Consider the following 18,204-nt stretch of genomic DNA (forward strand, 5'->3'; position numbering starts at 1 on the left):
CATTCGGGGGTGCGGAAACCTGAGCGGTTCGATAGGTTCGTATCGCTGAGTACATCTCAGCACGGGGGGCGTCGCAGCGGATGCACCCTGTCCACTGACCGGATGGATCTCCACACCGTGCTTCGTTCTCGCATCACCGCGGCCGCCGTCGGCGCCACCGTGCTCGGCGTCTCCGCCGCCCTCGTCCCGACGGTCTCGACCGCCAGCGTGTCCACCGGGGCCGCTTCGGCCATCGTCACCTGGACCGACTCGGCCGACGACTTCACCGCCGCGCCGACCGGCACCTTCCCGCTGACCGACCAGTGGTACTGGGCCTCCGTGACCGACCTGGACGCCGGCGGCACGATCACCGACCACGCCACGATCGACGAGGACGGCTTGTCCGTCTCCGAGGGCGAGGCCGTCGGCCTGGTCCGTGGTCTGAACAAGCCCGTCGCCGCGAGCGACTTCCCCGCACTCGCCGCCGGCATCAGCACCACGACCACCGGCGCGACGAGCTTCGGCATCGCGGTCCGGGAGGGTGGCGACGACAGCGCGCAGACCGTGGTCTTCGCCACGGACGAGACCAGCGGTGACGGCATCTCGGACGGCGCCAGCAACTGGATCGACCCCTCGACCGGCGAGGTCGAGTCGACGACGACGCTCACCGCCGACCTCGAGGCAGCCGACGCGCAGGTCGTCGGCTACGTCGTCTACGTCGGCATCGACATCGCCGGCGAGGTCGTCGCGCCGCCCACCGAGACCCCGGACCCGACGGACACGCCCACCCCGGCCCCGACCGTCGACGGTGCTCCGGCGCCGACCGCCGAGGCGCCCGGCGCCGAGCTGAAGAGCCTCGCCGCGCCGCTCCAGGCGAACGGCCAGGCTCTCGCCGCCGACGCCAGTGGTTCGATCTCCGCGCTCCGCATCGACGACACCACGACGTACTTCACGCCGCAGCCCACCGCCGCAGCGAAGCTGCTCACCCCCACGGCGACCCTGACCGAGGCGACCACCACCGGTGTCCGCATCCAGGGTTCGGGCTTCGCCCCGAACGAGCTCGTCGGCGCCGGCGTCGGCACCGGCGCACAGGGCACCGAGATCTCCGGGGTCGCGTTCCGCGCCGACGCCGAGGGCAACGTCTCCGGCACCATCGTCCTGCCGGCCGACTTCGTGAACATCGCCGGCGCGTACAGCGTCGGTCTCGTCGGCGCCTCGTCGGCGCAGGCCGCACAGGCCGAGCTCACCGTCACGGCCGACCCGGCCGCTGCCGGTGACCCGGGCACTGCTCCGGTCGCCGTCCCGGTGCCCGGAACGGCGAACTTCACGGGCTGATCTTGCCGATCCTCCCGACCGAGCCACGGCGGCGTGCGACTGTGATCGCCGCCGCCGTGGCCGTCGTCTGTGCGGGGGCCGTCGCGTTCGTCGCGCTCGGTCCCCTGTCAGCCGCGCCCGCCCCGACACCGACGCGGTCCGTCGCGGCACCGACGCCGACCCCCACGACGACACCGGAGCCGACCCGGTCGGCAGCACCCGTCGACGCGGTCGACGCCCCGGCCAGCACCACGGTCGCTGCCGTGACCGGCGCGTCCGTCCCGGTCAGCGCGAGCGCGGGCGGCACGGCGACACAGACCCTCGAGAACCCGCAGGCATCCGGCGCGCCGCTTGTCTTCCGGGTCGTCGACCAGCAGGACGGCTGGGCGGAGGTGCAGCTCGCACAGCGCCCGAACGGCAGCACCGGTTGGGTGCCGACCAGCGCCGTCACCCTGACCGAGGACCCGTACGCGATCGTCGTCACCCGCTCGACGAAGACGCTCGACCTGTACAAGGACGGCAAGGTCGTCGACAGCTACCCCGTCGCCACCGGCACCGGCGGCACACCGTCGCCGACCGGCCGGTTCGCGCTGACCGAGCTGCTCGCACCGACAAACGAGGGCTACGGCCCGTACGCGTACGGCACGACGGCGTTCTCGGACGTGCTCAACTCGTTCGGCGGTGGCCCCGGCCAGATCGGGCTGCACGGCACGGAGGACACGTCGAGCATCGGCACCGCCGCCTCGCACGGCTGCATCCGCATGCACAACGCCGACATCACGGCGCTGGCGGAGCGCCTGCCGCTCGGCACGCCGTTCCAGGTGCGCTGACGTTCCAGGTGCGCTGACAGGCGGCCTGGAGGCACGGCGCGCGCCCGGCAGTGGGCGCCACCGTCTCAGGTGGTGACGTCCAGGGCGACGGCGACCAGCGCCTCCAGGACGGTGCGCACCACGGGACGGACGGCACGGTCGGGGCGGACCAGTGCCTCGATGCGGCGTCCGGCACGGACGTCGGCGAGTTCCGCCAGGCGGAAGCGTCCGGCGGCCCGCGTGCCCGACGTATACCGCGGGACGAGTGCGATGCCGTGGCCGCCGGCCACCAGGTTCTCGATGACCGGCAGGTGGATCGTGCGGAACGCGACACTCGGCGGGGTGTCCGTCGCCGCGGCCATCGCGTGCAGCACCCGGTCGATCGGGTAGCCCTCCGGCACGCCGATCCAGCGTTCCCCGACGACCTCGTCGATGCCCACGCGTGCGCGGCCGGCCAGGGCGTGCCCGGGCGGCAGGGCCACGTCGAGGGGTTCGCGGAGCAGCGGCACGGTGTCGACCGATCCCTGGTCCGCCGGGCGGACGCCGTCGGACCGGTGCCCGACGACCACGTCGTGGTCGGCCGCGAGCGGTGCGAACTCCCCCTCGCTGACGTCCACGTCGACCAGGGTCAGCGCGATGCCCGGGTGCGCCTGCATCCGGGTGAGCACGCCGGGCAGCAGCAGTTCCGCCGCCGACGGGAAGATCGCCAGCGACACCGGTCCGGTCGTGCCGCCGAGGTGCTCTTGCCAGGCGGCGTCCACCCGCGCGAGGGCGGTCGCGACCCCGGACGCCAGGCCCGCGAGCACTTCGCCGTGCGGGGTCAGCCGGACCCCGCGCCCGACGCGTTCGACCAGCGGGACGCCGACCTGCCGCTGCAGCGTCTGCAGCTGCTGGGAGACGGCGCTCGGTGTGCGGTGGGTGGCCTCGGCGACGGCCGTGACGCTGCCGCGCTCGGCGAGCTCCCGCAGGACCGCCAGCAGCTGCACGTCGAAGTCGACCATGCAGGGACCCTACATCGTGGTTCGCGAAGGTATCGATGGACCTACAAGGTGCGTGCCGGGACCATGAGGAGCATGACCACCCGAGACCGCCTCCTCGCCGTCGTCGTCGCCGTGGTCTGGGGCCTGAACTTCCCCGCGACGGCACTCGCGCTCGAGCACTTCCCGCCGTTCCTGCTCGCCGCGCTGCGGTTCACGATCCTGGCGGTCCCGACGCTGCTGTTCGTGCCGCGGCCGCGGATCCCGTTCGGGCGGCTGCTGCTCGTCGGTCTCGGACTCGGCGTGCTGCAGTTCTCGTTCCTGTACCTCAGCATGGCGTCCGGCATGCCGTCGGGGCTGGCCTCGCTCGTGCTGCAGGCCTCCGCGCCGTTCACGGTGGTGCTGGCCGGGGTGTTCCTGCGCGAGCGGCTGACCGGCAGGCAGGTCGTCGGGGTCACCGTCGCCGTGGCCGCCCTCGCCGCGATCGCCCTGCACCGTTCCCAGACCGCCGCGCTGCTGCCCGTCGTGCTCGCACTGTGCGGTGCGCTCGGGTGGGCGATCGGCAACGTCGCGACCCGGCGGGCGGGGGCCGCGAACCCGCTGCACCTGACCCTGTGGTGGTCCGTCGTGCCGCCGGTCCCGATGGTCGTGCTGTCGCTCGTGGTCGAGGGTCCGGACCGCATCGGCACCGCACTCGGTTCGGCGTTCACGGCGGCCGCGCTGCCCGCCGACCTCGGCCTGCTCTACATCGTGGTGGTCGCCACCCTGGTGGGCTACGGCATCTGGTCACGGCTGCTGGCGGCCTACCCGTCGAGCACGGTCGCGCCGTTCTCGATGCTCGTGCCCGTGGTCGGAGTGCTCGCGTCGTGGGTGGCCTTCGGCGAGGTGCCCGACCTGGTCGAGGTGCTCGCGGGCGCGGTCGTCGTGGCCGCCGTGCTGTGGTCGTCGCGACCGGCACGCAACCGCGGGCCGCGACCGGGCCGCGACCCGGCGCCGGCCCCGGCCCCGGCCCCGATCGACGGCGTCCCGGTCCCGGTGCTCAGCCCCGGTGCTGGCGACGCTCCGCGATGATCCCGGCGAGCGCCCCACGCAGGTGCGGGTACCGGAACTCGTAGCCGGCCTGGGTCAACCGGGTCGGCACCACCCACCGGCTCTTCAGCACGAGTTCGGTCTCGGTGCGGATCGCGAACGACCCGAGCTCGAGCATCCACCGCCAGGTCGGCACCCCGAACCGGCGCCCGACGGCGTCGCGGAGGGTCGCCATCACGGTGCGGTTGTCGGACGGGTTCGGGCTCGAGATGTTCACCGGCCCCTCGATCTCCGGGTGGTCGCGGAGGAACCGGATCGACCCGAGGACGTCGGCGATGTGCACCCAGCTGAAGCGCTGCCGACCGTGCGTGGGCCGGTGGTGGTGGTACGTGCCGGCGCGGAGCCGGGAGCGCGTCGGCACCCACGGTCCGTCGTACTGCGGCCCGCCGAGGCCGGCCTGCGCGAGCCGCAGCAGCGGCAGCAGGGCGCTGCCGTCGCCGAACACGATCGCCATCCGGAGCGCCACACGACGGGTGCCGGGCAGGTCGGCGCCGAAGAAGGCGTCCTCCCACGCGCGGGCGACGGAGACCGAGAACCCCTCGCCGATCTCCCCCGTCGCTTCGTCCTGCGGTCGGTCGTCGGCGTGCCGGTAGATCGTCGCGGTCGAGGCGTTCATCCACAGCGGCGTCGGGTGCTCGGACGTCCGGATGGCCTCGGCGAGCTCGAGCGTGGTGTCCACCCGCGAGCGCATGATCTCCGCACGGTTGCGTCGGCCGTAGCGGCAGTTGACGCTCTTGCCCGCCATGTTCACGACCATCGCGGCGCCGTCGACGAGTTCCCGGATGCGCATGGTGTTGCCCCACACGGCGTCGCCGGTCCGGCCGATGGTGACGACCCGGTACCCCTCTTCCGTGAAGGCGTCCCGCAGGTACCGCCCCACGAAGCCGCTCGCTCCCGCGATCACGACGCGGCCCTTCTGGTCGCTCATCTCATCCCCGTTCTGTGTCCGGCGCGATCTCGTACCGGAACGCCCCCTCGTACCGGTACAGCGTGCCGAGCACCGGCGCCGTGAGCACCAGGGACACGCGCTGCAGGTCGGCTTCGTCATCGAATCGTTCTGTGAGCGTCACACGCGGGCTCAGGGCGGCCGGGAGGCGCAGATCGCGTCCCAGCGCACGGAACGTCACGCGCGTGGAGACCAGGCGCAGGGCGCCCGCGTCCGGGCCGTCAGCGTCGACCTGCGCCCGGAGCCGGGCGCTGACGCGCCCGTGGCGACCCAGGTGGTCGACCAGGCCGTCCGGTTCGGCGGTGATGGCGTCCACCATCGTGCGGCTCCCGGAGCGGAACCGGAAGGTGCGGTGCGCGCGGACGGCGGGGCGGGCCTCCAGGCTGGCCCCTGACCCGCGGCGGACGCGAGCCGGCCGGTTCTCGACCGTGAACGGGACGTCCCGCTCCCAGACCGGGAACATGACGGAATCGCGGGCGAACAGCGCGAGCACCGGCCAGAGCCACCGACGTGGGGTGCCGACGACGTCGAAGACACCCTCGCCGCGGCCGACGTGCCCGGGCCGGATCTCGCCGAAGTACGTGCGGAGTCGCGGGTGCAGCCGGGCCAGCACGTCCGGCGGTGTGGACAGCTCGTAGGGCGACCGGCTCACGGTTCGATCCTGGCATGTCGTCAGTGCGGATCCCTACGATGTCGCACATGGGACACGACCACGGGCACGGCGTCGGGCACGCCTCGGAGCGCGCCCTGCTCGTCGCGTTCTGCATCTCGGCGGGCATCCTGCTCGCCGAGGTCGTGGGCGCCGTGGTCACGGGTTCGCTCGCGCTGCTCGTCGATGCCGGGCACATGGTCGTCGACACCGGCGGACTCGGCATCGGGCTCGTCGCGACGCGGCTCGCCCGCCGGTCCCCGACCGCGCAGCGCACCTGGGGCTTCCAGCGGGCCGAGGTCCTCGGGGCCACCGCACAGGCCGCGATCCTGCTCGCCGTCGGGGTCTACGTGATCATCTCGGCGGTGCAGCGGCTGTTCGTGCCGGAGGAGATCCACTCCGGGCCGCTGCTCGTCTTCGGCATCGTCGGACTCGTCGGCAACCTGGTGGCCTACGCGGTGCTGCTGCGGGCCTCGGGCGAGGGGTTCACCTCGCGCGCCGCCCGGCTCGAGGTCCTCAACGACACCCTCGGCTCGGTCGCCGTCATCATCGCCGCGGTCGTGCTCATGCTGACCGGGTGGGAGCGGGCGGACTCCGTCGCGGCGATCCTGATCGGCCTGCTCATCCTGCCGCGGGCGATCCGGCTGCTGCGCGAGACCGCGAACGTGCTGCTCGAGTCGACGCCGCCGGGGCTCGACCTCGACGACGTGCGTGGTCACATCCTCGAGCTCGACCACGTCATCGCGGTGCACGACCTGCACGCGACGCTCGTGGCGACCGGGGTGCCGAACCTGACCGCGCACGTGGTCGTCGACGACCACTGCTTCTCGACGGCGCACGCCCCGGCGATCCTCGACGAGCTGCAGCGGTGCGTGGCGGAGCACTTCGACGTGCCGGTGGAGCACTCGACGTTCCAGTTGGAGCCGGCGTCGCACCGGCGGCACGAGTACGAGGTGCACGCGTAGGGTTCCGCGCTCGGGCGTGCGGGCGTCGGTCGGGGGTGCTCCGGCTTCGCGACGATCCACCAGGTGATCGACGCGTGGTCTGTCGCAGAACGGGTGTCCGCGGGTGCCGCGTCAGCAGTCGTCGGTACGCGTGGGGTAGGCCGTGATCACCCGGTCGGTGGTGGCCGAGACGATCACCTTGACCCAGGGCTCGTCGTCGGGGCGTGAACCGTCGTCGAACCGGACGGGTGCGGCGTAGCAGACCTTGCCGTCGCCGGCGTCGAGCGGGAACCCGGGGCGCGGGTCCTCGAGCGCCGTCTGCACCGCGGTGAGCATGGCGTCGTCCCAGTCGCGCGAGCCGTGCCCGGTGACGACGTCCTGCCAGTCGGCGGTGTGCCGCACCCGGATGTGCTCGTAGCCCTGGGCAGCGGTGCCGCACTGCAGGGTGACGCGGCCCAGGGCCTCGGTCTCGTACTGCGCGACGGCCGCCTGGGTCGTGGTGTCGCATCGGCCGAGCGCGGTGCTGCCGGGCATGTCCGGCCCGGTGCGGGTGATCGTGACGGTGCCGTCACCGGCGGCGGTCGGCGCGTCGCTCGACGTCCGTGAGGCCGAGCCGGCACCGATGGTGGGGTCGTCCGCGCCCTGCCGTGCCGTCAGGAACAACCCGCCGGCGAGGAGACCGGCGGCCACCACGGCCGCGACGCCGGTGATCACGGGACGGTTGCGGTTCCGGGGCACGCGCCCAGTATGCCGGGAGTGCGACCGCACGACGGAACCAGGCTCCGGACACGGCACCGCGCGATCGCGTGGTGCGGTGTCCGGAACCTGGTTCCGGGGTGCGACGGGCGGACGGGAGGCCCGCCACACGTCAGGCGCGCGCGGCCAGCCGGGTGCCGGCGACGACGGCCAGGACGGCGACGAGCACCACGTACCCGATCAGGACGGGGAGCGTCGGGATCACCAGCAGCGCCGCCCCGACGGCCACGACCGGCACGGTGAGCCCGGCGTAGGCGATGAGGAACGTAGCGGCGAGCACGCCGCCCCGACGCTCCGGGCCGACCAGTGCTGCGGCGCTGCCGATCGCGGCGCGGAACAGCAGGCCGACGCCGGCTCCCGCGACGACCCCGCCGCCGATGAACCCGGCGACCTGCAGCAGGACCGCGGCGACGGCGAGGACGACCAGTCCGACGACCAGGAGCACCATGCCGAGCCGGATCTGTGCACGCTGCGACAGTCGGGCGAAGACGATCTGCGACAGCGCGCTCGCGGCGAAGACCCCGAAGGTCGTGGCACCGGCGGCCAGGCGGTCGGTGACGTGGAACGTGGTGCCGAGGAAGCTCGGCGCGACCGAGGTGAAGAGGCCCTGCACGGCGAGCGCGGCGAACGCTGCTGCGCCGGCTGCCCAGAACGCCGCACCCTGCCCCTCCGGCGCTTGCATGCGCTGCGGGCGGTAGGCCACGGGCTGCTCGGGACGGTCGACCGTCTCCGGTGCGGCCAGCACGAGCACGAACGCGACGGCCAGCGCGATCACGAACACCACGTACGGGACCATGAGCGGCTGCCCGACGAACTCGGCGAGCGCTCCGCCGACCAGGGCGCCGAGCGACAGCCCCCCGAGGTTCACGGCTCCGGCGGCGACGCTCGCGCCCTTCGCGGAGTCGCTCGACCCGGTGGCACGGACCCGGAGCTCACCGAGGTGTGCCGTCGCGGTCGCCGTCAGCGTCCCGACGCCGAGGCCGGTCACGAGCCGGGCGACGATGAGGCCGGTGACGTCGTTCCAGAGCAGGAACAGCACGGCGGCGACGAGTTCGAGGGCGATCGACACCAGGATGAGCGGGCGCCGCCCGTGCACGTCGCTGAGGTGTCCCGCCAGGTACAACGACCCGACGACCCCGACCCCGTACGCCGCGAAGATCACCGTCGTGGTGAAGGTCGGGAAGCCGTCGCGGGCCTGGTAGATGACGTAGAGGGGTGCGGGGACGGTCGCGAAGGCCATCACCGCGAGGAACGCGAAGGCGACGATCCAGAAGCCGAAACCGTGGCGCCGACGGGTGTGGACACGGCGTCCGCGCGGGGCGACGACACGGTCGCTCGCGGATGCGGGAGCGGCGGTGGTGGCGGGGACGGTACCCCTCGGGGTGTCGGTGACGGTTGACATGCTCCGATGATCGTGCTCGCGGTGCATCGAGTCCAACGGATGCGCTTGATGTGCACGATCGATCTGTTCGATACTCGGACGATGGAGACCCGACTGCTCGAACAGTTCGCCACCGTCGCGGCCGAGGGCAGCATCACCCGGGCAGCGGAACGGCTCTGGGCCGCGCAGTCCACGGTGTCCGCGGGCATCGCCTCGCTCGAGCGCAGCTTCGGGGTGCGGCTCTTCGATCGCACCGGACGACAGCTCGTGCTGACCCCCGCCGGCGAGGACCTGCTCCCCCACGCCCGCGCGGTGCTCGAGTCACTCGACCGGATGCGCGACCTGGCCACCGCCGACGACGCCGACCTGCGGGGCCGGGTGCGGCTCGGCATCTTCACGAGCATGGACATCGTCGACCTGACGGGCGTGCTGCAGCGGTTCCGGCGGCAGCACCCGCTCGTCGCCGTGGAGCTGATGACCTCGCCGTCGGGGACGACCGGCCTCGTGCAGGACCTCATCGCCGGGCGGCTCGACATCGCCTACACGGGTCTGCCCACCGTGCCCGCCGGCGTCGTCGTGGAGCCGCTGCGGGAGATGCCGTTCCGGGTGTTCACCGCGGCGGACCACCCGCTCGCCGGCCGGTCGTCGGTGTCGCTCGCCGAACTCGCCGATGAACCCTTCGTCGACACCGCGCACGGGTTCGGCAACCGGATCATCCTCGACGGGGCACTCGAGCGGCTCGGCATCCGTCGGCGCATCGTCGCGGAGATGAACGACATGCCCGCAGTGATCCGGTTCGCCTCGGCCGGGCTCGGCGTCGGGGTCGTGCCGGACTCGGGGGTGCGGTACGACGGGGCGGTGCTCGACCTGGAGGACGAGGTCGACCCGCTCCGCATCGGCCTGGCGGTCCGGACGTCCCCGGAGCCGAGCCGTGCGGTCCGGACGCTGGCGCGTGACATCGTGGCGGCGCGGGTGGGGTGACGCGGTCGCGCTCGCTGTGCTTCGTGAGCAGGAACGGTCGGGTCGCGGTGCGCGAGGCGACCGTTCCTGCTCACGATCTGACCACCGACGGACTGGAGGCACGGGTCGGGTCCGCCACGTGCCTCCGGGCCGTCAGTCCCCCCAGAACGTCGCGATGAGGGCGGGCAGGAGCCCGTCGGTCGGGACGTTGGTCTGTTCGATGGTGATCCAGGTGTCACCGCGGGCGAAGTACGTGTAGGCCTTCTCGACGCCGTACGGCTCGACGATCCCGCGGGACTGGCAGAAGGTTCCGCCGTCACGCTCCGTGCAGGTCCCGCCGCCGTCGTACGCGGGGAACTCCTCGATCTCCCGCTGGATGGTCGCCTCGGTGGCGGTCCCGGCCCGGACCTCGATCCCGGACACGTCCGCGCGCGGGTCACGCCACGAGCAGGAGACCTTCGACTGGGTGCCCTCCGGGTCCTGACCGTCCGGCACTCGATCGGTACCCGACGGTGGGTCGGCCTGCGTCAGCGGGGTGTCACCGAAGAAGCGGTCGTAGTCCTCGGCGGGGACGAGCGCGCGACAGTCCGTGGGGATGGTCGCCGCGGCGGGGGTCGGTGTCGACGTCGGGGTGGGCTTCGGGACCGGGGCACCCGTGATCGGGGCGGAGCTCGGCGTCGTGGAGGACGGCGCGGGCTCGGGCTGCTGGGTCTGGGTGGGAGCGGCGACCGGGTCGGCGTTCTGCTGCGACAGGGTCAGGGCGACCGCACCGGTCGCGGTGCCGACGGCGAGCAGCGCGACGACACCGATGACGATCCCGGACCGGCCCCGACGACGCTTCGGGAGCGGGGTGGCACGTTCGAGGACGTTCTGCTTCATCGAGACGAGCATGCGCTGCAGGTCGTCTCCCTGCGGAGGCTCAGTGTTCATCGTGCATCACCACCTTCTTGAGTCGTCGACGGTTGCGGGACACCCGCTGGGTGACCGCGCCGACCGTGAGTCCGAGGAGTTCGGCGGCCTCGGCGTACGAGTGCCCCTCGAGCAGGCAGAGCTCGCAGATGCGGCGGTCGAGGTCCGGGAGCGCGGCGATCTCGGCGCGGACCCAGCGCAGGGTCTCGCGGGCCTCGTCGTGGTCGGCGGGCGAGGCGAGGTGCTCCGGCAGCTCGTCCGTGCGGCGCCGGGCCTGCTTGCGCCCGGTGTTGAAGGCGTGGTTGCGGCACACGACGAGCAGCCACGGCAGCACCGTGTCCGCCGGCAGCTCGAGGGTCGCGGCGCGCTGCCAGAGCGTCAGGAACGCGTCCTGCACGATCTCCTCGACGTCGGACCGGTCGTCGACGAGCGCCCACGCGTAGCGGGTGAGGGTGGCGGCGTACCGGTCGAACGCCCTGGCGAGCGCGCCGGTGTCTCCCTGTGCCATCGCACGGACGAGTCCTTCGTCCGTGTCGGTGCCGGTGCCGGTCGTCACGTCCACATCCCACCTCCTTCACTCAGAGGTGTCGGCAGGACCCGCGATCCTGACAGGACCGTGGCGGATTCGAGATCTCGGGCGTGTCCGCCCGGAGCCGTCAGCCGTCAGCCGTCAGTGGAAGTCGTCGCCGTCGCCCTCGCCCGGCGTCTTGTGTCCGCCGAGCATGTCGTTGTCGTCCTGCTCGCTCGACGAGGCGAGCTGCAGCATCGCGAGCACGACGACGACCACGATGAACGCGACGCCGAGGAAGATCACGGCCAGCTGCAGTTCCCGCGTCGAGAACAGCACGACGAGCCCGGTGAACACCGCGATGATCGCGGAGATCCCGAGGAGCTCGACCGGGCGCAGACGGTCACGACGGCTGGGGGTGGTCATGCGTGTGGTGCTCCGTCCGGGGCGACGGCCGGCGTGGCCGTGCCCCACTTGTGCGAGAGGCCGGCGATCACGTGGAAGACGGCCGTGATGGCGAGGTACGCGCCGAGCAGGCCGACGAGCACGATCGAGGCGTCGAGGGTGCCGGTGACCTGCTCCACGCCACCGAGCTGCTGGGAGTAGTCCGGCGGCGTGACGAGGAAGGCGACCGCGAGCAGCAGCGTGAGACCGCCGATCGTGGTCCAGTCGCGAGCGAAGGGCGAGCGTCGCCGGGCACGGAGCCCCTGCGACAGCTCGAGGGCCCCGGTCAGCACCGCGAACGCGACGATGACCGTGATGAAGGCCGGCAGCCCGAACCCGTTGCACGCGAAGGCGGCGACGGCCGCGAGCAGGGTGATGACGGCCTGCAGCAGGGTCGTGCGACGCGATCGACCGTCGAGGGGCAGTCGGGAGATCCCGGCGAACAGGAGCACGAGGCCCTCGACCAGGGCGAAGCCGCCGAACAGCAGGAGACCGTAGCCCGCGGCGTGGTTGGTCGAGAAGGTGATCACCATCGCGACGACCGCTGCGGGGACCGCCCGGAGGATCGGGATCGGCCAGTACCGCGCGCGCTGGGTCGCGTCTTCCACGGTGGTGGCGTCGTCCACGGTGTCGGACACGAGACCTCTTTCGGGCATGCGGATCGTGGATCCGATCCTACCGCCGGTGGGGTGGACGCCCGACCGGAGCGGACTCGACCCACTGTGGACGTCCACACCCGTGCACCGGGACGACACCGCCTCCGGGTGCCGTCCCGGCGGTGTCAGGGCTGCTGCGGGTCGTCGGACGGCGCGTTCCGGCGAGCACGACGTCGGGCGAGCCACCAGCACACGGATCCGGCGGCGGCGGCCAGGGCGGCGAGCGCCGCAGCGAGGCCGAGCCCTTCGGCGCCGGTGTAGGCGAGGGCTCCGACGGGGGCAGCCGCCCGACGGTCGGCTGCGGGGTCACCCGCTCCGCCGTCGTCGTCGACACCGGCGCCGTCACCGTCGTCACCACCGGAACCGTCACCACCGGCGTCCCCGTCGTCCGGAGCCGGCCCGGTCGTCGGCACTGGGCCGCTCGTCGGCACGGGGCTCGGCGCGGGCCCCTCGTCGTCCGGGCCCACGACGATCGCGACGCCGGTGGACGGGTCGCCGCCGTCCGCGTCGGTCGGCGAGGTCGCCGTCGCCACGTTCACCACGTCGGAGCCGTCCCCCTGGTACGCGGGGTCGAGCTCGGCGCGGATCCGGAAGTCCAGGGTCTCGCCCACCTCGAGCGACACGTCGGAGCTGCAGGTCACCCGCTGTCCCTCGGCCGTGCACCCGTCCTCGGAGCCCACGAACCGCATGGCCTGGGGCAGGTCGTCGACCGCCCCGACCTGCTGCGCCACCGACGGCCCCCGGTTCCGGGCCGTCACGAGGTACTCGACCTCGTCACCGGGCCGGACGGTCGACGGCGACACCGATTTGTCCGTCTCGACGTCGGCGGCGATCACGGGGGCAGTGACCGTGGTGGTCGCCCGCGAGGCGTTGTCGGCCTCGTTCGTGTCGGACAACGAGGTCGGCGGGGCGATGGTCGCAACGCTCTCCAGCGCTCCGGACGTGCCCTCGGCCACCCGGCCCTCGATCGTGACGACGGCCGAACCCCCTCGGGGCAACGACAGGTCGGTCGCGACGTCACCGGTGCCCGACCCGGTCGCACAGGCGGAGCCGTCCGCGGCCGTGCAGGTCCAGGTGACGTCCTCGACGCCGTCGGGCACGTCGACCTGCAGCGGGCTCGGGTCGGCGGCGTTCGGGCCGGGGTTCCGCGCCGTCACGGTGTAGCGGAGCGGTTCGCCCGCCGTCGCGGTCGCGGGCAGGTCGTGCTCGACGGACAGGTCCGCCGGCTTCCAGACCCGGAGCGCGTCGACCTCGTGCTTGTCGACGTGGCTGCCGGTGGCCCCGGCGAACCCGAGGCGCAGCGTGCTCGGCAGTGAGGCCTGCCCGTCGCCGTGCAGCGGGACCGAGTCGAGCACGGTGCGCATGGTCGAGCCGACCTGCAGCCGGACGGTGACCGCGAGCCCGCCGTCGTCGTCGGGCAGCAGGGTGATCCGGACCGTCCGGGGCGTCGAACCGGCCGTCACGGTGCCGCCAGGTGCCGCGGCACCGGCGACGTACCGGTAGCCCTCGGTCCCGTTGCCGGAGCCCCGGACCACCACGTGGTCGGGCTGTGCTCCGGGCCCGGACCCGTTGATGCGTGACGAGAAGTTGCCGTAGTGGTCGATCGCGACGGCCGCGAAGCCCCCGGGGACGCCTGGCAGGTCACATTCGCGACCGCCGCCCTCGGTCGCTTCCTTCCGGCAGGCGTAGCCGAGCCCGGCGCCGAAGGACCCGACGCCCTGCGCCGCAGCGCCGTCGGCCAGGTACAGCAGCAGCCCGTCGGCCCCGGGGTCGTCCTTCTCGGTGTGCATCGCGTACGTGAACTCGATCTCGAGCCCGGTGTCCGACGGGAACGTGTCGTTCGTCGACCACGCTCCCGCCTGGTTCCGGACGTCGTCGGTCAGGCGCAGTCGACCGCCGGACACGGCGGCGTCACCGTGCAGGGCACCGCCGGACGCACTGGAGAACTGGTTGACGTACGGGAAGTCGAGGGCGGCCGCACTCGACCCGGACGGCAGGACCGCGGGTGCCGCGAGCACGCCGATCGCGGTCAGGGTGGCGCACGCCGCGGCGAGACGGCGGACGACCCGCGAGCGGAACGACCGCCGGTCGGAGGAAGGAGCTGGTACTGGTGCAGGTGCTGATGCAGTGGGATCTGTCATGCCCCGATGCTCGCGACCGGGACGTCACCCCCGGGCGGCGGCGAGACGATCTGTGGAACGCCCCCACGGGCCTCCCGGCTGTGGAGGACGAACGACGCAAGCGGACCGCTCAGACCAGCCACACCGTCGTCTCACCCGGCAGCAGCCCCGGTGCGACCCCGTCGAGCGGCCCGGACGCGACGACGACGGTCCCGGCCGGCAGGGGCACCGGCGCGGTGCCGAAGTTCGTCACCGAACGCCAGCCGTCGTGCCGCGCGAACGCCACGACCTCGGAGCCGGACTCCAGCCACGTCAGCGCCTCCCCCTGCTGCAGGCGACGGCGGGCGGCCAGCGCCCGGCGGTACAGCGACAGGGTCGACTCGGGATCGCCGTCCTCGGCCTCGACCGAGGACTCCCCGAAGTCCTGCGGCTGCGGCAGGTGCGGTGCGACGTCCCCGAAGCCGAACGACGGCCCGGAGCGCGTCCACGGGATCGGCACGCGGCAGCCGTCCCGGCCCTTCACGGTGTGCCCGGTGCGGAGCCACTTCGGGTCCTGCAGCAGGTCGCGCGGGATCGCGGCGGCCTCGTGCAGCCCGAGTTCCTCGCCCTGGTAGACGTACGACGACCCCGGCAGCGCCAGCATGAGCAACGTCGCCGCGCGTGCCCGACGGAGCCCCCGTGCACGGTCGAGCTCCGGAGTCGTGCCGTCCGTCATGAGCCAGGCGTCGGTGTCGGTGCCGTCCGGCAGGCCGTACCGGGTGGGGTGCCGCACGACGTCGTGGTTCGACAGCACCCAGGTGCTCGAGGCACCCGAGTGCTCCGAGGCGGCCAGGTTCCGCTCGATGATCTGACGGAACGCCTCGGGCTCGAACGGGGCCTCGAGCAGGTCGAAGTTGAAGGCCTGGCCGAGCTCCGTCGGCCGGGCGTACAGGACGCGGCGGGGTGCAGGGGCCCAGGCCTCGGCGACCGCGGCACGGGGCGGCTCGTACTCGTCGAGCACCCGACGCCAGGTGGCGAAGATCTCGTGCACCTCGTCGCGGTCGTACAGCGGGTCGGAGCCGTCGAGCGGCAGGTCCTGCTCGTTCGACGGCCGGTACGGGGTCGACAGGTCCTTCGCCAGCCCGTGCGCGACGTCCACGCGGAACCCGTCGACACCGCGGTCGGACCAGAAGCGCAGCGTGTCCTCGAAGTCGGCGCGGACCTCGGGGTTCGACCAGTCCAGGTCCGGCTGCTCGGGGGCGAACAGGTGCAGGTACCACTGCCCGTCCGGAACCCGGGTCCACGCGCTGCCGCCGAAGTTCGACACCCAGTCGCTCGGCGGCAGTTCCCCGGAGTCGCCGGACCCCTCGCGGAACACGTACCGCGCCCGCTCGGCCGACCCCGGAGAGGACGCCAGCGCAGCCCGGAACCACTCGTGCTGGTCCGAGGTGTGGTTCGGCACGATGTCGACGATGACCTTGAGGTCGTGCTCGTGGGCGGCCCGGACCAGGGCGTCCAGGTCGTCGAGGGACCCGAGCTTCGGGTCGACGGCGCGGTAGTCGGCGACGTCGTAGCCACCGTCGGCGAGCGGCGACGGGAAGAACGGGGAGAGCCACAGGGCATCGACGCCGAGCGACGCCAGGTACGGCACCCGGCTCGTGATGCCCGCGACGTCACCGAGCCCGTCGCCGTCCGTGTCGGCGAAGCTGCGCGGGTAGACCTGGTAGACGACGGCATCGCGCCACCAGGTCGGGTCGGTGGTTCGTGGCGTGCTGGCCGGGGTCCGAAGCGTGGTCACGTCGCCACCGTACCCAGGGTGCTGGGAATAGCGCCCCCTACGATCGCATTAGTTGTCGCTGACACCTTTCCGTCCAGCAACAGCATCCCGCAACAGAAGGAGCTCCATGACGAACGTCCTCGTCCTCGTCGGCAGCCTGCGCGCCGACTCCATCAACCGCAAGCTCGCCGAGGCCGCCGCGCACCACGCGCCGGAGGGCATCGAGCTGCACACCTTCGACGGCATCGTCGACCTGCCGTTCTACAACGAGGACATCGACGGCGACACCCCGCCCGCCGCGGCCGTCGCCTTCCGCGACGCCGTCGCCACCGCGGACGCCGTCCTGCTGATCACCCCCGAGTACAACGGCACCATCCCCGCCGTCCTGAAGAACGCGCTCGACTGGGGTTCGCGTCCGTTCGGCGCCTCGCCGCTGTCCGGCAAGCCCCTCGCCGTGATCGGCTCGGCGTTCGGCCAGTACGGCGGCGTCTGGGCCCACGACGACGCCCGCAAGGCCGCCGGCATCGCCGGCGCGAAGGTCCTGGAGGACGTCAAGGTCGCCATCCCGCAGTCGGTCGTCCGCTTCGCGGAGACCCACCCGCGCGAGGACGCCGAGGTCACGACGCTCGTGCAGGGCGCGCTCACCGCGCTCGCCGAGGCCGCAGCCGGCACGGACGAGCAGGCAGCCGCGTAACGCGACGAACCGCCGGACAGGAGGCCCGTGGCGACCCCGCCACGGGCCTCCTGTCCGTCCGGTGCGGACGCATCGGACGGTGCGGACGCATCGGACGGTGCGGACGCATCGGTCGTGGCGGAACCCGGGAGTCCGCTAGACGACCGAGATACGAGACGGGCTACCCTGAACGCCATGTCGACGCAGGAGATCACCGAGGCGTCCGGGTACTGGTTCCCGGACGACGACGCGACCCAACGCGGGGTCGCGGTGCTGAACGCCCTGCGCCGGTACCGGTCCGCCGAGACGGCCATGCGCCGCCGGACCCGTGACTCGATGGGCATGGGCGAGACCGACCTGCTCGCCGTGCGCTTCCTGCTGCAGGCGCAGCGCTCCGGCACCGCTGTGAGCCCGAAGGACCTCGCCGCGTACCTCAAGATCTCGTCGGCCTCGACGACCATCCTCATCGACCGCCTGGTCAAGTCGAACCACGTCCGCCGGGACCCGCACCCCACCGACCGACGGGCGCTCGTCATCACGCCGACGACCGAGACCGACGACGAGGTCCGCGCCACGCTCGGCGTGATGCACCGCCGGATGATGTCGATCGCCGAGGGGCTCCCCGCGTCCGAGGCGCGGATCGTCGCCGGCTTCCTGGAGCAGATGCGCGAGGCCGTCGACCAGGTGGACCCCGCGCCGTCGCACTGAGCGGCACCGCGCCGGACGTCCTCGGGGGACGCTGCCTCCGAGCGCACTGAGAGCGTGCACTGCGGCACCGCGTAGACCGGAACGGTCACACCGACGCGAAAGGAGCCACAACCATGCACGCTTCGGACAAGATGGCCAAGAACCTCCAGGCGGTCCTCGTGGACCTCATCGACCTGCACCTGCAGGGCAAGCAGGCCCACTGGAACATCCTGGGCACCAACTTCCGCGACCTCCACCTGCAGCTCGACGAGATCGTCGATGCCGCTCGTGAGTTCGCCGACGACACCGCCGAGCGCATGCGCGCGCTGTACCTCGTACCGGACGGCCGCTCGGCGACCGTCTCCGCCGGCAGCCACCTCGACGCGTTCCCCTCGGGCGAGATCACCACGCACGACGCCATCGACCAGGTCACGCTCCGGCTGTACCAGGCGACCGGCACCATGCGCGACGTCCACGACGAGGTCGACGAGGAAGACCCGACGACCGCGGACCTGCTCCACGGCTTCATCGAGCGCCTCGAACAGCTCGCGTGGATGGTCTCCGCCGAGAACCGCGCGCCCAGCACCCCGCTGGCCTCCGCCACCACGCCCGCCGTCGCCGACGCGTCGGCACACGCGTAGGGGCCC

At 72.8% G+C, this 18,204-nt stretch carries 19 protein-coding genes; 8 read left to right on the top strand and 11 right to left on the bottom strand.

The genetic code is table 11. From position 1 onward, the window contains the following. Positions 1-117 precede the first annotated feature (117 nt). The gene (locus DEJ03_RS13400) at positions 118-1,314 is read left to right on the top strand and encodes a hypothetical protein (protein WP_146237729.1); all 1,197 of its coding nucleotides are present in this window, start codon (positions 118-120) and stop codon (positions 1,312-1,314) included. A gap of 41 nt (positions 1,315-1,355) precedes the next feature. Continuing rightward, positions 1,356-2,123, top strand: coding sequence for a L,D-transpeptidase family protein (locus DEJ03_RS13405; protein WP_110864972.1), 768 nt, complete (start codon positions 1,356-1,358; stop codon positions 2,121-2,123). A 65-nt stretch (positions 2,124-2,188) separates the two neighbouring features. On the opposite strand, the gene DEJ03_RS13410 is transcribed toward DEJ03_RS13405, so the two are convergent. After that, on the bottom strand, positions 2,189-3,103 hold the full coding sequence (locus tag DEJ03_RS13410; RefSeq protein ID WP_110864973.1) for a LysR family transcriptional regulator: 915 nt from the start codon (positions 3,101-3,103) through the stop codon (positions 2,189-2,191). A 72-nt stretch (positions 3,104-3,175) separates the two neighbouring features. Between DEJ03_RS13410 and DEJ03_RS13415 the strand changes: the two genes are divergently transcribed. Then, a complete protein-coding gene (locus DEJ03_RS13415; RefSeq protein ID WP_110864974.1) occupies positions 3,176-4,150 on the top strand; it encodes an EamA family transporter in 975 nt (324 codons plus the stop codon). On the opposite strand, the gene DEJ03_RS13420 is transcribed toward DEJ03_RS13415, so the two are convergent. Next, the gene (locus DEJ03_RS13420; protein ID WP_110864975.1) at positions 4,119-5,096 is read right to left on the bottom strand and encodes an epimerase; all 978 of its coding nucleotides are present in this window, start codon (positions 5,094-5,096) and stop codon (positions 4,119-4,121) included. The two genes, DEJ03_RS13415 and DEJ03_RS13420, sit on opposite strands and share 32 nt — an antisense overlap. A 1-nt stretch (position 5,097) precedes the next feature. Then, positions 5,098-5,766 carry a DUF4166 domain-containing protein gene (locus DEJ03_RS13425; RefSeq protein ID WP_110864976.1) on the bottom strand — a complete coding sequence of 223 codons (669 nt, stop codon included), beginning with the start codon at positions 5,764-5,766 and terminating at the stop codon, positions 5,098-5,100. 47 nt (positions 5,767-5,813) lie between these two features. Here DEJ03_RS13425 and DEJ03_RS13430 point away from each other — a divergent pair, with 47 nt between their 5' ends. Next, positions 5,814-6,728: a cation diffusion facilitator family transporter gene (locus DEJ03_RS13430; RefSeq protein ID WP_110864977.1), complete on the top strand. Its 915-nt coding sequence runs from the start codon at positions 5,814-5,816 to the stop codon at positions 6,726-6,728. Between the two features lie 111 nt (positions 6,729-6,839). Here DEJ03_RS13430 and DEJ03_RS13435 read toward each other — a convergent pair whose 3' ends face one another. Then, positions 6,840-7,445 carry a hypothetical protein gene (locus DEJ03_RS13435; RefSeq protein ID WP_146237730.1) on the bottom strand — a complete coding sequence of 202 codons (606 nt, stop codon included), beginning with the start codon at positions 7,443-7,445 and terminating at the stop codon, positions 6,840-6,842. A gap of 130 nt (positions 7,446-7,575) precedes the next feature. Beyond that, positions 7,576-8,865 carry an MFS transporter gene (locus tag DEJ03_RS13440; RefSeq protein ID WP_110864979.1) on the bottom strand — a complete coding sequence of 430 codons (1,290 nt, stop codon included), beginning with the start codon at positions 8,863-8,865 and terminating at the stop codon, positions 7,576-7,578. A gap of 81 nt (positions 8,866-8,946) precedes the next feature. On the opposite strand from DEJ03_RS13440, the gene DEJ03_RS13445 reads away from it, so the two are divergent. Continuing rightward, positions 8,947-9,825 (top strand): LysR family transcriptional regulator, encoded by an 879-nt coding sequence (locus DEJ03_RS13445; protein WP_181422720.1) that lies wholly within the window; start codon positions 8,947-8,949, stop codon positions 9,823-9,825. Positions 9,826-9,957: 132 nt separating this feature from the next. Here the strand turns inward: DEJ03_RS13445 and DEJ03_RS13450 are convergent, their stop codons facing one another. From DEJ03_RS13450 to DEJ03_RS13475, 6 genes are all read right to left on the bottom strand, one after another. Further along, a complete protein-coding gene (locus DEJ03_RS13450; protein ID WP_146237731.1) occupies positions 9,958-10,734 on the bottom strand; it encodes a hypothetical protein in 777 nt (258 codons plus the stop codon). Then, the gene (locus DEJ03_RS13455; protein WP_258370821.1) at positions 10,724-11,269 is read right to left on the bottom strand and encodes an RNA polymerase sigma factor; all 546 of its coding nucleotides are present in this window, start codon (positions 11,267-11,269) and stop codon (positions 10,724-10,726) included. Before DEJ03_RS13455 ends, DEJ03_RS13450 begins: the two co-directional genes overlap by 11 nt. 114 nt (positions 11,270-11,383) lie before the next feature. Continuing rightward, entirely contained in the window at positions 11,384-11,647 is a 264-nt protein-coding gene (locus DEJ03_RS13460; RefSeq protein WP_071404886.1) for a hypothetical protein, read from the bottom strand. Next, positions 11,644-12,321 (bottom strand): DUF308 domain-containing protein, encoded by a 678-nt coding sequence (locus DEJ03_RS13465; RefSeq protein ID WP_110864982.1) that lies wholly within the window; start codon positions 12,319-12,321, stop codon positions 11,644-11,646. The genes DEJ03_RS13460 and DEJ03_RS13465 overlap by 4 nt, the downstream gene beginning before the upstream one ends. A gap of 125 nt (positions 12,322-12,446) precedes the next feature. After that, a complete protein-coding gene (locus DEJ03_RS13470; RefSeq protein WP_110864983.1) occupies positions 12,447-14,462 on the bottom strand; it encodes a DUF11 domain-containing protein in 2,016 nt (671 codons plus the stop codon). Between the two features lie 109 nt (positions 14,463-14,571). Continuing rightward, a complete protein-coding gene (locus DEJ03_RS13475; protein ID WP_110864984.1) occupies positions 14,572-16,218 on the bottom strand; it encodes a glycoside hydrolase family 13 protein in 1,647 nt (548 codons plus the stop codon). A gap of 106 nt (positions 16,219-16,324) precedes the next feature. Between DEJ03_RS13475 and DEJ03_RS13480 the strand changes: the two genes are divergently transcribed. From DEJ03_RS13480 to DEJ03_RS13490, 3 genes are all read left to right on the top strand, one after another. Then, positions 16,325-16,891: an NADPH-dependent FMN reductase gene (locus DEJ03_RS13480; protein WP_027464982.1), complete on the top strand. Its 567-nt coding sequence runs from the start codon at positions 16,325-16,327 to the stop codon at positions 16,889-16,891. Between the two features lie 174 nt (positions 16,892-17,065). After that, positions 17,066-17,578: a MarR family winged helix-turn-helix transcriptional regulator gene (locus tag DEJ03_RS13485; protein WP_027464983.1), complete on the top strand. Its 513-nt coding sequence runs from the start codon at positions 17,066-17,068 to the stop codon at positions 17,576-17,578. A gap of 113 nt (positions 17,579-17,691) precedes the next feature. Next, a complete protein-coding gene (locus tag DEJ03_RS13490; protein ID WP_017886495.1) occupies positions 17,692-18,198 on the top strand; it encodes a Dps family protein in 507 nt (168 codons plus the stop codon). Positions 18,199-18,204: the final 6 nt, after the last annotated feature.

The sequence above is a fragment of the Curtobacterium sp. MCLR17_043 genome (assembly GCF_003224215.1).
In the GTDB taxonomy this organism is placed as follows: Bacteria; Actinomycetota; Actinomycetes; order Actinomycetales; family Microbacteriaceae; genus Curtobacterium; species Curtobacterium flaccumfaciens.